Raw genomic sequence first — 13,726 nt, 5'->3', positions numbered from 1 at the left:
CCAAGGCCTGATTTTGAAATTTGTAATTGACTAATCACTAATGAGGTGGTACATTGAGTTCAAGAGTTGTAATTGATCAATCACTAACAAAGTGAGGAGCGGCGAAAGGAGGTTCCGCCGCGAGCGGCAGACTTGCAAGAAGCCGGCTGGCGGCTCCAACTGTGATTGATCAATCAATATCCATAAGGAGTGGATTGTCTTGAGAAAATCAACGGTACCATCGAACGCGGCCGCCCCGGGCGCCGCCTCGCATCGCTGGTGGGCGCTTCTCGTGCTGGCGCTGGCGCAATTCCTGGTCGTTCTGGACGCTTCGATCGTCAATATCGCGCTTCCCGCTCTGGGCGAAGAGCTTCGCCTGAACACGAATCTGCTCAGTTGGGTCATCACCGCTTACGTGCTGCCCTTCGGCGGCCTGCTGCTTCTCGGCGGCCGGCTGGCCGACCGGTTCGGGCACCGGCGGCTGTTCCTGGCCGGCGTCGCCGGATTCGGGGCGGCCTCTGCGGCGGCCGGGCTGGCCGACTCGGGCGCCTGGCTGCTGACGGCGCGCGCGGTGCAGGGAGCATCGGCCGCGCTGCTCGCTCCGGCCGCGCTCGCGCTCGTCACCAGGCTATTCGCGAATCCGCGGGACCGCGCGCGGGCTCTCGGGATCTGGGGCGCGGTGGCGGGCATCGGAAGCGCGGCGGGCGTGCTGCTCGGCGGCGTGCTGACCTCCTCCTTCGGCTGGCCATCCGTGTTCTACGTGAACGTGCCTGTCGGCATTCTGGTTATTCTGGCGTCGCCGCTGCTCCTCCCGAAGGATGCCGCCGCCGAGCGGGCAAGCCTGGATATGCCGGGAGCGGCGGCGGTCACGGCCGGTATCGTCTCGCTCGTGGCGGCGCTGTCCGGCACGGAGCGGGTCGGCTGGACTTCTCCGCAGACGCTGATTCTTGCTGGGCTGGCCGTCGCGCTGATCGTCGCCTTCGTCATTCGGGAGAGCCGCGCCGCCAACCCGCTGATGCCTCTTGCGATCTTCCGCAACAAGTCGGTCTCGGGAGGCAATCTGGCGATGTTCCTGATCGGCGGAGCGACGACGGGCCTCTTCTTCGCCTTGTCCGTCTACATGCAGCAAGTGCTTCATTACGATGCCATGAAGGCGGGCCTGACCCAGCTTCCGCTGGCGGGAGCGCTGGTCGTCGTCGCGGGGGCCGTTCCCGCGGCGGTCCGAGCGTTCGGGACGCGCCATACGCTGACCGGTTCGCTGGTTCTGCTGGCAGCCGGCCTCATCTGGCTCTCGATGGCGCCGAGCGACGCCTCGTTCGCGGCCGACCTGCTCGGCCCCAGCCTCGCGATCGGAATCGGCCTGGGCGGCGCCTTCGTCTCCGGCACGGAGCTCGCGGTGCATGGAGTCGCCGACGGGGAAGCGGGGCTGGCGAGCGGCCTCGTCAATACGAGCCAGCAGATCGGGGGCGCCATCGGTCTCGCCGTTCTGACGACGTTGTCCCTGGCGCGAACGGACAGCCTGCTGGGCGCGGGGAAGGCCGAGCCCGAGGCGCTGACGGGCGGCTTCGCCTGGGCTTTCCTGGGGGCCGCGGCGCTCGCGCTGATCGGAGCGATCCTCGTGTTCGTAACGGTACGAACGAAGCCTTCTTCGCAAGCGGTAGTAATTGATCAATCAATCTCAAAATTGAAAAGGAGGGAACCATCGGCATGACTCCCAAGCGGAAAAAGAAACGCCGGCTCTACGTCGTCGTTCCGTTAGCGCTGCTTGTTCTCCTGATCGGCGCCGCGATGGCCGTCTACTTCTGGCAGATTCGGCTGCAGAAGCCGGTCGAGATCGACATGTCGGGGCATCGTCACGGCATGGACGCGACGGCGGCCGCCGCAGGCGCGCACTATCATGCGCCCGCCGGACAGAGCGTGTCCTGCGATTCGCTCGTCGCCGGGGAGACGTCCGGACCGACGCGGACGTTCGAGCTGACGGCGTCGCGCAAGACGCTGAAGCTGGACAGCGGCAAGACGGTCGAAGCCTGGACGTTCAACGGCTCCTCCCCGGGTCCCGAGCTCCGCGTCAAGGAGGGCGATCGCGTCGTCGTAACGCTGCGCAATCGGGATATCGCGGACGGCGTCACCCTCCATTGGCACGGAATCAAGGTTCCCTGCTCGCAGGACGGCGTCGCGGGAGTGACGCAGGACGCCGTCCTTCCGGGAGAGGAGTTCACGTACGAGTTCGTCGCCGGGGAACCGGGCACGTACTGGTACCACTCCCACCAGATGAGCTCGGTTCAGGCCAAGAAGGGGCTGATGGGCTCCTTGATCGTGGAGCCGAAGGCGGAGTCCGGGACGATCGCCGCCGATGCGGAGGCATCGGCCTTCTACCAGAGGCTGGACTCCTCCCTTCTGCTGAACGGAAGCGCTCGGGGATTCAACGTTCCGGCGAAGGGAGGCGAGGAGGTCCGGCTGAGAATAACCAACGCGGACAACGAGACGATGAAATTCTCGGTCGACGGGGCTTCGTTCCAGGTCGTCGCGATGGACGGACACGACCTGCACGAGCCGGGATGGCTCGAAGGAGCGATCGTGGCGGTAGGAGCGGGGCAGCGCTACGATCTGCTCATCCGGCTTCCCGAAGCGGGGAAGGCCGTCGTCCGCAGCCCGTCGGCCGACGATCCGGCTATTACTTTAGGGAGCGGCCCCGAACCCGAGAGGGCGGAGGGAGGCGTACCGTTCTCGTTCCTCGATTACGGTACGCCTCTGCCGGAGGACCCGGAACGGGAAGCGAAGCCGGATCGGCGTTACGAGCTGAAGCTGGGCCAGTCGCTGTTCGTCAACACGATCAACGGCCGCTCGTTCCACGAGATCCCGCCGCTGACCGCGAAGGCGGGAGAGAAGCTGCTCGTCGCGATCTCCAACGAAGGGGGCGGCGACCATCCGTTCCACATTCACGGGCACACCTTCCGCGTTCTGAGCAAGAACGGCGTTCCGCTGCGGGGGAGCCCGGTCGTGCTCGACACCCTGCTCACGCATAAGGGCGACGTCTACGAGGTGCTGGTGAACGCCGACAACCCGGGCTTATGGATGATGCACTGCCACAATCTCGGGCACGCCTCCATGGGCATGAGCATGATGCTGAATTACGAGGGCTTGACGACGCCTTATCGGGTAGGAACGAAGTCCGGCAACCTGCCGGATCTTTAATCACAATATAGAGGAGCGATGAGAATGAGAAAAGCATTGGTCGTAAGAGCGGGACGGGGAATCGGAACGGCGCTGGTCGAGAGGCTGATCGGAATGGAGGCGGACGTCGTCGCCTATTCCGGATCGCCGAAGAAGCTGGCGAGGCTTCGGGAGTCGTTCTCCGATTCGCCGGGATTCCGCGCGGCGCAGGGAGATGCGTGCGATCCGGACGAACTGCTGGCCGCGGCGGAAGGGGCGGACGTCATCGTCTGCGGAGTCTATCTGACGTATGACGAGAAGCCGGAGAAGGCGCGGCGGATGCTCGAAGCGGTCGGGATCGTCGCGGAACGGACGGGGGCCAAGGTCGTCATCCTGGAGGGAATCTACCGCCCTGCCGGATGGTCGCGCCCGGAGACGCCTGCCGGATCGCGTGACCGGTATCTTCGGATCTCGGTTCCCGAGCTGTACGGGGCGGCCGCGGCCGATACGCTGACGCATTACGCGATTCGCCAGGTCGCGCGGGGGAAGCCGGTGAAGCGGCTGGCCGATCCGCAGGTCCGCAGGGAGTACCTGTACCTGGACGACGCCGCCCGCATGGCGGCGGAACTCGCCTCGACCGAGTCCGCCTACGGGAGAAGCTGGCGCCTGCGCGGCAACCCGCCGATCTCGGGGGCGGAGCTGCTCGGCATGGCGGGTGCGGCGGCGGGCCGCCCCGTCCGGTACGAGCGGGTCGGCGGCTGGATGCTTCGCCTGCTCGAGCGTTACGAGCCGGGGGCCATGGAGCTGCTGGAGCGCTACAACCGGGGCGAAGAGGAAGCCGGGGGCGACGAAGCCGAGTATGCAGGCGGACCGGCAACCTCCTACGAAGCCGGAATGGCCCGGACGGTGGCGAGGCGGAACGGATAGAGAATCGAGGCGGGACGAATCGGGACCCTCAACGCGTAGAGCCGGGCAGCTGCCCGGCCCTTTTTTTCTACCGTTGACCACTCGCATACAGGCTCCATTATCCATGATTAGGTCCACATCTTCGGCTTGGTCCTTATGCCAACGGCTCCGCAATCTCCCAGGCATGTCCTGCCGGATCGAGGAATGAAGCCGTACGAACTTCCCACGGCCGGTCGATCGGACCATTAAGCAGAGCAACCCCGCGTTGTGCCAATTCATCGCAGACCGCGTCCACGTCATCGACCCGAATGGTGAGCAGGAAGCGGACTCCGGATTCGCGCGCTGCGACGGTTCCCGGTGTCATCAATTCGTGCGACTGGGAAATATCCAAGAGGTTTACGCTCATATTCCCGAAAGGAAACACCGACGAGACCTCGTCCTCATATACGGCTTGTAATCCGAATACTTCCTCATAGAACGCCTTCGTCTTCTGTAAGTCCTCGACAAACAGCGTAATGACATCCACATTCGTAGATCCTAAACTCTTCATGTGCAAGCCCTCTCCTTTGAATTGGATAGTATTCTCTCAGCACTAAACGTTGTCGTTCATTCGAGCATAGCAAATAGGAAAACGGATATTTCTTATCAATTGCTTTCTTTTCGCCAAAACGCTAATCAGTAAGAAACAATCGCGCTTCGAAGTTGGATCGAAAAAAATAGTTGCAATAACACCCTATCTGGCGTATGACGTTTCCAAGATAGTTGCAATAACATCCTATCTCGAGAGGAGGAGCTCCGTTGAGCGAACGGGAGAAGCCGCCGGGCAAGGGGACGGCGGAATCGCACGGCCAGTACATCTCGGCGATCTACCGCCATATGCAGATCTTGATCTCGGCCGAGCTGGCGCCCTACCGGATCGGCAGCGGCCAATATATTTTCCTGATGGCGATCGCCTTCCGGGAACCGATCACGCAGAAGGCGCTGAGCGAGAGCCTGCTGATCGACAAGACGACGACGGCCAAGGCGATCGCCAAGCTGGAAGCGGAAGGCTACGTGCGCAGGGAGACCGATCCGGCCGACAACCGCTATCAGCTGCTGTACTTGACCGAAGAGGGGCGGGAGGTCGTGCCGAAGGTGCGGCAGGCGCTGGACCGGGTCAAGGGCAAGACCCGGCAGGGCATCTCCGACGAGGAGTACGACGTGCTGCTTCGGCTGCTGAAGATCGTGCTTCGCAATCTAAGCGGGAGAGAGGGGAAGCCGGAATGAGCGGGAACGGCGCAGCGGGCTTGACCGAGGAGTTGGCCTCATGGGACGGCGTGGAGACGCACCCTCATCGATTCGGCGGGATCGAGTTCCGGGTGGACGGGAAGGAGATTGGGCACCTGCACGGAGACCGGCTGTTCGACCTGCACCTGACCCCGCCCGAGCGCGACCGATGGATCGGGGAAGGGAAGGCGGAGCCGCATCACGTCTATCCCGAATCCGGCTGGGTGTCGGTGTACTTGAATACCGAGCAGGACGTGGCGAACGCCATCGAGATGGCGCGCGCCAAATACGATCGAATGGTTCGAAGGAGGAGATAGACGATGATTGCGCTTCCTTTTATCGTGCTGGACAATTGCAAGGACGAGATCCGGTTCTATCAAGGCGTATTCGGCGGCGAGATCGAGATTCTGCGCAAGCAAGGGGACGAAGTGCTTAACGCGGACCTGCACGTCGATGGCGCGACCTTGAAGTTCGCCGACGCGCAGGCGGCGAAGCCGGAGGCGAAGGGCGACTATGTGCGCATCTTCCTGAAGATCGAGACGGAGGAAGCGTACCGCCGGATCTACGGCGAGCTGGCGGCCGGAGGGACGATCGTCCGGGAGATCTACGAAGCGCCGTTCGACGGGCTGCTCTCTATCGTCTCCGACCGGAACGGCGTGAGCTGGGTTCTGTCGTACTACCGGAGTTAGACGCCGGGGGCGAATCGTATTTTCCTCCAATTGTCAGTCCTTCGGGCATTCTGTATACTATGATGAGCTTATCTTGTCAGAGAAGTAACGGAGGATTGCGCACCGATGTCCGAATCGCCTCTTGTCGACGTCGCCTACCAAGCGATTCATCATAAGCTGCTTAACGGAATCTATCTGCCGGGCATGCTGCTCTCGGAGAGCGAGCTGTCCGAGGAGCTGGGGATGAGCCGGACGCCCGTCCGCGCGGCGGTGTCTCTTCTGGAGAAGGAAGGCTTCGTCCGGACGCTGAAGAAGCGGGGAATTCTCGTTCAGGGCGTCGAGGTTCAGGAATTGTACGATATTTACGATCTGCTCACGGCTCTATACGTGTTCGCGCTGGATCGAATCGAAGAGTATCACTACGAGATGGACCTGGAGACCCTTCGCGTCTACCTCGAAGAGATGAACCGGGCCAGCGAGAACAAGGAGAACCGGAAGTACTACGAGTGCGGCCTCATGTTCATGAGAACGATGCTGTCGACGATCGAGAACCGCAGCATACTGGAGACGTTCGACCGGTACAAGGATAAATTGCTGTTCTTCGTCGTCGCTTACCGTTCGACCGCCGGGTCCAACCGGCCCTACACCGGCAAGCGGCTGTACGCCGAGCTGCTCAGGCATTTTACCGACAAGAACTACTCGGAGGCGAAGAAGTACCTCCAGCATTTCAAGTTGGGTTCGCAGGAAGAGCTGCTTCGGCAGCGCCAATCGTTAACGTAAACTTAATACGGGAGAGATTGAGCCTCGGAACCTCGAAGCCCCTGATGGGGCCTTCGGGGTTTTTTGCCGTTTTTGCCGAGAAGGCGCGAATGGTAGACCGGGATCGACAGAGCGGATGCCGATCTCTGTTAATCGAAATTCTGCGCAGGGTTAACGGAGAACAATCAGGATTAACAGAAGCCGACGGTTCCGTTTATCCCGCCTTTACATACAAGATTAATAATTCTTGTATACAAGATGAACGCGAGAGCCGACATCGCTAATCCATCTATCCAACGGAGGGGAAAAAACATGAAATTCATTCATCTGACGGACACCCACATGAACGCGGCGGGCAAGCAGGACGGACTGTTCGCGAAGGTCCACATGGCGGATAACGTAAGGAAAGTTATCAATCACGCGAAGGAATCCGGGATCGAGCCCGCGTTCGTGCTGATCACGGGCGACTTGTCCCACGAAGGCGACGCGGCGGATTACGCCTACATCCGCACGGTTCTCGACGAGTGCTCGGAGCGGATCGGGGCGCCCGTTCACGTCGTGCTCGGCAACCACGATCACCGCGGCCCGTTCCGCGAAGGGTACCTGATGGAGGCGCCCTCCGAGGAGCCGTATTATTACTCGGTTATGTACGGCGGGCTGCGCCTCATCGGGCTCAACACGCAAATTCCAGGCGACCATGCCGGCGAATTGGACGAGCGGCAGCTGTCCTGGCTCTCCGAGCAACTGAAGGAGGCGGCTCCTCAAGGGACGATCATCGGCCTTCATCACCCCGTTCTGTCGATCGAAGGAATGGATGGCAGCCATCTGCTGAAGAACCGCGCCGTCTTCGGGGATCTGATCGCCGGCACGGACGTGATCGGGGTCCTGGCGGGCCACGTTCATTCGAACAACGTCGGCACCTTCCGCGGAATCTGCGCGGTTGCGGCCTCCGGCACGGCGTTCGCCGGGGAGCGGGCGGACCCGGACACCTATGCCATGGTCAACGCGATCGGCTATAACGTCGTTAGCGTCAACGCGGGCGAAGGCATCACGGTTCGCACGGTCGAGCTTCCGACGGGACGCGAGGAGCTGGTGCGCTTCCCGATCGCCCTGCTGGCGGCTCAGCATTAATCGCGAACGAACTTCTATCTGAACGGAGGGCTTCCCATGTCCACGCAACACGCCGCCACAAGCACGCTTCTTCCTCTCCAGGGCGCCTTCAACTTCCGCGATATGGGCGGTCTTCGCACGGCGGACGGCCGGACGGTGAAGCGCGGCCTTCTGTTCCGGGCCGCGGAGCTGACCGGACTGACGCCGGAGGATCTCTCGCTCCTCGAGTCTATCGGGCTGAAGCATATCTTCGATTACCGCAACCGGGGCGAAGCCGAGGAGAAGCCGGACCCGCGAATCGGCGAGGCGGTCCATATCCGCGTGCCGGCGAACGAGGCGGCCGAGCAGGCGCCGCACGTGACGCTGGAGCAGCTGTTCGCGAGCGGCCGCCATCAGGCGTTCACCGAGGAGATGCTGGAGAAGCTGTACGCCGATCTTCCGATCGGGAACGCCTCCTATAAGAGATTGATGGCGCTGCTGAGCGATCCCGAGGCGAATCTGCCCCTCGTCCAACATTGCGCCGGAGGGCGGGACCGTACCGGGGTCGGCAGCATGCTCATCCTGATGACCCTCGGCGTTCCGTACGAGACGGTCATGGAGGATTATTTGTACTCCAACGTGACGCTGGAAGAGTACCACCGCCGGCTGTTCGAGATGGTATCCAAGCATATCGGCCCGGACGAGCTGCATGCCCTCGAGCAAGCGATGCTTCTGCGGGAGCGTTATCTGGACGCGTCCCTCCGGAGCATCGAGCAGGCCTACAGAACGTTCGAGCGTTATCTCGCGGAGGAGTTCGGCATCGACGACGCCGTCCGCGCCCGCATACAAGCCTACTGCCTGGAATAGGCGGAGGCTCCAACCCAAAGGAGGCCACCACATCCCATGCAACGTTGGACAAAAGGAACCAGCCTTATTATGGCGATTGCCGCCGCATTCGGACTGACCGCCTGCGGCGGACCGAACAACGATCCGGACGGCGCGGCCGCAGCGGAAACCCCGTCCGCGGCATCCGAAGCCTCCGCAAGCTCGTCGCTTCCGGCGCTGGATCCGGCGAATCCGACCAAGGTCACGTTCTACTCCTACAGCCTCGCCCTTCCGACGATGAAGGCGGGAATGGAACAGCTGATCGACGAGTTCAACGAGACGGCCGGGAAGGAGAAGGGCGTCGTCGTCGAAGGGGTTCCCGACGCGACCTTCCAGCAGTACAAGGCGGACATCTCGGCGGGCAAGCCGGTCGACATCGTCCAGCATGCCTTCTCCACCTTGGACAGCTCCCGTCTGAGCTTGGGCTTCAAGGCCTACGAGGACGTGTTCCCCAAGGAAGAGCTGGACAAGCATCTGGAGGGCATCTCCCCCAACGCGCTGGAGCTCGGCAAGATCGACGGCAAGATGTACGGCCTCGCGTTCACGTTCAGCACGCCGATCCTGTTCATCAACGGCAAGCTGTTCGAGGAAGCGGGCCTCGATCCGAACACCCCTCCGAAGACGTGGGACGAGGTGAAGAAGGCCGCTCTGCAGATCAAGGAGAAGACCGGCAAGGACGGCTTCGGTCTCGCCCCGAACAACGGCTGGACGACGGAAGGCATTATTCTGAGCAACGGCGGAACCATTCTGTCCGCCGACCGCAAGCAGGTCGAATTCGCGGGCGACAAGAGCGTGGAGGCCATCCGGATGTGGCAGGACCTCTATCATAGCGGAGCGCATGCCGTGGGCAGCGACACGGAAGTGTCGGAGCAGTTCATGGCGGGCAACTTGGGCATGCTGATCCAATCGACGTCCATGCACAGCGGCATCAAGAAAGCCTCGGAAGCCGGAGGCTGGAAGGTATACGGGGCGGGACTTCCGCAATTCGGCGACCAGCCGTCCATTCCGGTCAACTCCGGCAGCGTGCTCGCGGTTCGTCCGGACAGCGACATCAAGGCCGCGGCCGTGTGGGAATTCGTCAAGTTCGTCACCGGCAACCGGGGGTACACGATCATTACGTCGCAGATCGGTTACCTGCCGCTCCGCACGTCGCTGGCGGACGATCCGAACGGCCTGAAGGACTTCGTCGAGGCGAACCCTCTGTACCGCATCAACCTGGACCAGCTGTCCCGCATCCATCCGGTCGCGATCTGGCCGGGCGAATACGCGGCGGAGATCGCCACGGCCTTCACCGACGCGATCGTGAAGTCCGTCATGACGGACGCCGACGTGAAGGAGACGCTGACCAAGGCCCAAGACGATATCAACGGCATGCTGAAGTAATCCGTTCAGCGGGAAAGGAGTGATCCGCCGCCATGAGTCAATCGATGGAATCGCCGGCGTTACCTCCCTTGGCGGGGACCGTCCCGAGGGCTCGCCCGGCCGTCAGCCGACGCGCGCTGCTGGCCCGCAGGCTGAAGCCTTACCTGTATCTGCTGCCCGCGGTCGTCCTGCTCGGCATCTGGATGTACAGGCCGCTTCTCTACACGTTCTATCTAGCCTTCCAGAAGTGGAGCATGATTCCCGGCACCGATCCGATCTACGTCGGGCTGGACAACTTCGCGCGCTTGTTCCGGAACGAGGCGTTCGCGGACTCGATCGGCAACACCGTCTTTTACACCGTCGGAATGCTGCCCTTCTCGATCCTGATTCCGCTCCTCCTCGCCTCCGTCACGGACGGGATGAGCGGCAGGGCCAAGAACGTCTACCGGGCGATCTTCTTCGTCCCGATGATTCTCGCTCCCGTATCGGTCGGCGCCATCTGGCGCTGGCTGTTCCATCCTTCGAACGGGCTCGTGAATCTCGTCCTGATGAAGCTGGACGCCATCCGGCAGCCGATCGCCTACTTCTCCGACCCGGACTGGGCGAAGTGGATCATCCTGTTCATCACGGGCTGGAAAATGATCGGCTTCAGCACGCTCATGTTCTCTTCTGCGCTGACGGGAATCAATCGGGAGTATTACGAGGCCGCGGCGATCGACGGGGCCGGCCGGTTCCGGACGTTCCTCCGCATCACGGTGCCGCTCGTCTCTCCTATGATCCTGTTCATGCTGACGATGAGCATTCTGTTCGCCAGCCAGTCGACGTTCGCTTACATCGATATCCTGACGGCCGGCGGGCCTTACGGCTCTTCGACGAACGTCTACTACGAGATGTACAAGTACGCGTTCGGCAACCTGAACGTCGGCTTCAGCGCGGCGGCCTCTCTCGTCTTCTTCGTCGTATTCGGCGTCATCGCCCTGGGGCTGAACGGGCTGTCCCGGAGACTGTCCTTCTACGACAACTAGCAACAGGATAAAGGAGACTTGCCATGAACAAGCGCTCGCCCGCGTTCGCGACGCTGCAGCACGGACTGCTCGCCGCCATGTGCGTACTAGCGGTATTCCCGCTGTACTGGATGCTGATCTCCTCGTTCAAGAACGAGGCGGAGATCTTCACGTCGTCCCTAGTTCCGATGAAGCCGATCTGGAACAATTACCGCTACGCCTTCGAGCAGATGCCGATCTTCCGCATGATGTTCAATTCCTTCGCCGTGGCGGCGCTGATGACGGTTTTCCAGCTGGCGACGAGCCTTCTGGCGGCTTACGCGCTCGTCCGGTGGCGGTTCCGCGGCCAGACTCTGATCTTCGCCCTGCTCAGCCTGACCTGGCTCATTCCGTACCAGTCGATCATGATTCCGAATTACGTGCTCGTGAACGACATGGGGTTGAACGAGACCCTGATAGGCGTCGTGCTTCCGTTCGCGGTGTCGACGTTCGCCATCCTGTCGCTGTATCAGAGCTTCCAGTCGTTCCCGAGAGTGTTGATCGAGGCGGCCTGCATCGACGGGCAAAGCGACTTCGGCATTCTGACGAACCTGATTCTGCCGAACATCAAGTCCACGGTCGCCTCGCTCGGCATTATCCTGTTCCTGAACGGCTGGAACGAATACCTCTGGCCCATGCTGATCACGAGGAAGATGGAGAACTCTCCGATCCAGATCGGCCTGAAGCTGTTCGTCAATTCGGATACGAACATGTGGGGCTCGCTGATGGCGGCGACGACCGTCTCGTGCATCCCGATTCTGCTCATCTATATCGCGCTGCAGAGGCAAATCGTCGATTCCTTCGTTCGGTACGGAGTGAAGTAGACGCCCGAGAAGCGCAAGAAGACCGTACTCCGCGAGGGATACGGTCTTCTTCAGATCCGGGCCAACCTCAACATTCGCTGCTGATTCCGGTTGTGGGCATCGGTGATCGTCTGGAGTATGGCGTCGTAATCTTCCTTCAGAAGCGCCTCATAGATCGATGGATGCTGCCGATTGGCGGAATAGTGCGGCTCGTGCGGCGTTCGGATATAGTTGACGGTGCCGTAGAGCACCAGCTTCTCCACGCTGATATCCACGATTCTGGAGATCGCCGTATTGTTCAGAACCCGGGTGAAGCAGCCGACGAATTCCATCGCGCTCTCGAGATAACGGCTGTATTGATTGTGCCGCTCCGCCTCGAGCTGACGATCGATCAGCTCCTTCAATCTCTTGAGGTCGGGCTTCTCCCCTCCGTCCTTCATCTGCTCGACGGCCTGCTTCTGGAAAATGAACAGGAGCTCGACCGTGTCCATGGCTTCCTTCAACGACACTTCCTTGACCAGCACGCCCCGGTTCTTCAGCGTGGCGAGCAGCCCTTCGGTCTCCAGCCGCGAGATCGCCGCGCGAATCGGAGTGCGGCTCATGCTCAGCGCTTCGGCCAGCTCGTTCTCCGACAGAAGCGTTCCGGGCAGCAGCTCGCCGGCGCGAATCTTGTTGCGAATATACGTGTATGCGGACTCGATCAAATTGGAATTGGCCATAGAATCAAGGGTTCCTCTCTCTCAACCTACCCGTATCTTATGACAACCCGGAGAGTTTTCGCAACTTTTGCGTTATTTACAATGCGTTGACTTTTCTTTAATATCTCCCGAATAGAATACAAGTAGAATCCAAGTTGTACACAAGCTGTATATTACATGAGGGGGTTCTACCTTGAAAAAGACGTTATGGCTCGTCCTGTCCGCCTTCCTGCTTATCTCGGTACTGGCCGGCTGCGGCTCGAGCGGGAGCGCGCCGAAGAAGTTCACGATCGTCTACCTTCCGCAAGAGACCGACGAGAAAGGCCAGCAAATCAATAAAGACTTCGAAGACAAGCTGTCCGACAAGCTGGGCATTCCGGTCGAATCCATCAAGGCGACCAGCTACAACGCCGCGATCGAAGCGATGAAGAACGGCAAGGCCGATTACGCGATGTTCGGACCGTTCTCCTACATCGTGGCCGTCGACCGCGCGAAGGTGGAGCCGATCGCCGAAATCACGATTCCGGCGATGGCGAATTCGCCGGCCTCGGTCATCGTCGTTCCGAAGGATTCGCCGATCCGGACCGTCGCCGATCTGAAGGGCAAGACGTTCGGCTTCGTCGATCCGGTCTCCACGACCGGCCACCTGCTTCCGAAGGCGACCATCGTCAAGGAGCTGGGCATCGATCCGGAGGAGCTGGACAACGGCTTCTTCAAGGACGTTCAATTCGCCGGCGGCCACGACAAAGCGATTCTCGGCGTCGCCCGCGGCCAATACGACGCGGCCGGCACCGCGGGAATGATGATCGGCCTGCTGGAGAGCAAGGGCGTCATCGAGAAGGACTCCCTCCGCGTCATCGCGGAATCCGACCCGCTGCCGGGTACCGCGATCGGCATCCGCGGCGACCTTCCGGACGACGTGAAGGCGAAGGTCAAGGAGTTCCTGCTGAGCTACGACAATCCGGAGTACTTCGAGCTGCTGGGCATGACGGGCGCCAAGTTCGTGGAAGCGAACGACGGCAACTACGACAAGCTTCGCGAGATCGCGAAGAGCCTGAAGCTGAGCTCCGACGAGCTGCTCAAGTAGGGATTAGCCTTAAATCCAGCAAAGAGGA

At 61.2% G+C, this 13,726-nt stretch carries 15 protein-coding genes; 13 read left to right on the top strand and 2 right to left on the bottom strand.

The window, feature by feature from the left end; translation table 11 throughout:
- The first annotated feature begins 199 nt into the window (after positions 1-199).
- From H7B90_RS21855 to H7B90_RS21845, 3 genes are read left to right on the top strand one after another with little or no spacing between them, the layout of a single operon-like run.
- The gene (locus tag H7B90_RS21855; protein WP_185138024.1) at positions 200-1,690 is read left to right on the top strand and encodes a DHA2 family efflux MFS transporter permease subunit; all 1,491 of its coding nucleotides are present in this window, start codon (positions 200-202) and stop codon (positions 1,688-1,690) included.
- Positions 1,687-3,174, top strand: coding sequence for a multicopper oxidase family protein (locus H7B90_RS21850; protein ID WP_185138023.1), 1,488 nt, complete (start codon positions 1,687-1,689; stop codon positions 3,172-3,174). Before H7B90_RS21855 ends, H7B90_RS21850 begins: the two co-directional genes overlap by 4 nt.
- Before the next feature lie 24 nt (positions 3,175-3,198).
- Positions 3,199-4,059: an NAD(P)H-binding protein gene (locus tag H7B90_RS21845; RefSeq protein WP_185138022.1), complete on the top strand. Its 861-nt coding sequence runs from the start codon at positions 3,199-3,201 to the stop codon at positions 4,057-4,059.
- A 133-nt stretch (positions 4,060-4,192) separates the two neighbouring features.
- Here H7B90_RS21845 and H7B90_RS21840 read toward each other — a convergent pair whose 3' ends face one another.
- Complete coding sequence (locus tag H7B90_RS21840; RefSeq protein WP_185138021.1) at positions 4,193-4,588, bottom strand: VOC family protein; 396 nt, start codon at positions 4,586-4,588, stop codon at positions 4,193-4,195.
- 248 nt (positions 4,589-4,836) lie between these two features.
- Between H7B90_RS21840 and H7B90_RS21835 the strand changes: the two genes are divergently transcribed.
- From H7B90_RS21835 to H7B90_RS21795, 9 genes are all read left to right on the top strand, one after another.
- Positions 4,837-5,304: a MarR family winged helix-turn-helix transcriptional regulator gene (locus tag H7B90_RS21835; RefSeq protein ID WP_260411151.1), complete on the top strand. Its 468-nt coding sequence runs from the start codon at positions 4,837-4,839 to the stop codon at positions 5,302-5,304.
- A complete protein-coding gene (locus H7B90_RS21830; RefSeq protein ID WP_185138020.1) occupies positions 5,301-5,621 on the top strand; it encodes a luciferase domain-containing protein in 321 nt (106 codons plus the stop codon). Before H7B90_RS21835 ends, H7B90_RS21830 begins: the two co-directional genes overlap by 4 nt.
- Positions 5,622-5,624: 3 nt before the next feature.
- On the top strand, positions 5,625-5,993 hold the full coding sequence (locus H7B90_RS21825; RefSeq protein ID WP_185138019.1) for a VOC family protein: 369 nt from the start codon (positions 5,625-5,627) through the stop codon (positions 5,991-5,993).
- A gap of 105 nt (positions 5,994-6,098) precedes the next feature.
- Positions 6,099-6,752: a GntR family transcriptional regulator gene (locus H7B90_RS21820; protein WP_185138018.1), complete on the top strand. Its 654-nt coding sequence runs from the start codon at positions 6,099-6,101 to the stop codon at positions 6,750-6,752.
- Between the two features lie 291 nt (positions 6,753-7,043).
- Entirely contained in the window at positions 7,044-7,862 is an 819-nt protein-coding gene (locus H7B90_RS21815; protein ID WP_185138017.1) for a metallophosphoesterase family protein, read from the top strand.
- 36 nt (positions 7,863-7,898) lie between these two features.
- Positions 7,899-8,687, top strand: coding sequence for a tyrosine-protein phosphatase (locus tag H7B90_RS21810; protein ID WP_185138016.1), 789 nt, complete (start codon positions 7,899-7,901; stop codon positions 8,685-8,687).
- Between the two features lie 36 nt (positions 8,688-8,723).
- The gene (locus H7B90_RS21805) at positions 8,724-10,088 is read left to right on the top strand and encodes an ABC transporter substrate-binding protein (RefSeq protein ID WP_185138015.1); all 1,365 of its coding nucleotides are present in this window, start codon (positions 8,724-8,726) and stop codon (positions 10,086-10,088) included.
- Between the two features lie 32 nt (positions 10,089-10,120).
- Positions 10,121-11,092, top strand: a complete 972-nt coding sequence (locus H7B90_RS21800) for a carbohydrate ABC transporter permease (protein ID WP_185138014.1) — start codon at positions 10,121-10,123, stop codon at positions 11,090-11,092.
- Between the two features lie 23 nt (positions 11,093-11,115).
- Positions 11,116-11,934, top strand: coding sequence for a carbohydrate ABC transporter permease (locus H7B90_RS21795; protein ID WP_185138013.1), 819 nt, complete (start codon positions 11,116-11,118; stop codon positions 11,932-11,934).
- Positions 11,935-11,984: 50 nt separating this feature from the next.
- Here the strand turns inward: H7B90_RS21795 and H7B90_RS21790 are convergent, their stop codons facing one another.
- Complete coding sequence (locus tag H7B90_RS21790) at positions 11,985-12,632, bottom strand: GntR family transcriptional regulator (protein WP_185138012.1); 648 nt, start codon at positions 12,630-12,632, stop codon at positions 11,985-11,987.
- Positions 12,633-12,804: 172 nt separating this feature from the next.
- Between H7B90_RS21790 and H7B90_RS21785 the strand changes: the two genes are divergently transcribed.
- On the top strand, positions 12,805-13,698 hold the full coding sequence (locus H7B90_RS21785) for a phosphate/phosphite/phosphonate ABC transporter substrate-binding protein (protein WP_185138011.1): 894 nt from the start codon (positions 12,805-12,807) through the stop codon (positions 13,696-13,698).
- Positions 13,699-13,726 lie beyond the last annotated feature (28 nt).

The sequence above is a fragment of the Cohnella xylanilytica genome (assembly GCF_014212175.1).
Lineage (GTDB): Bacteria > Bacillota > Bacilli > Paenibacillales > Paenibacillaceae > Cohnella > Cohnella xylanilytica.
The sequence above is the reverse complement of the archived record's forward strand: the minus strand, read 5'-3'. Positions and strand labels throughout refer to the sequence as shown.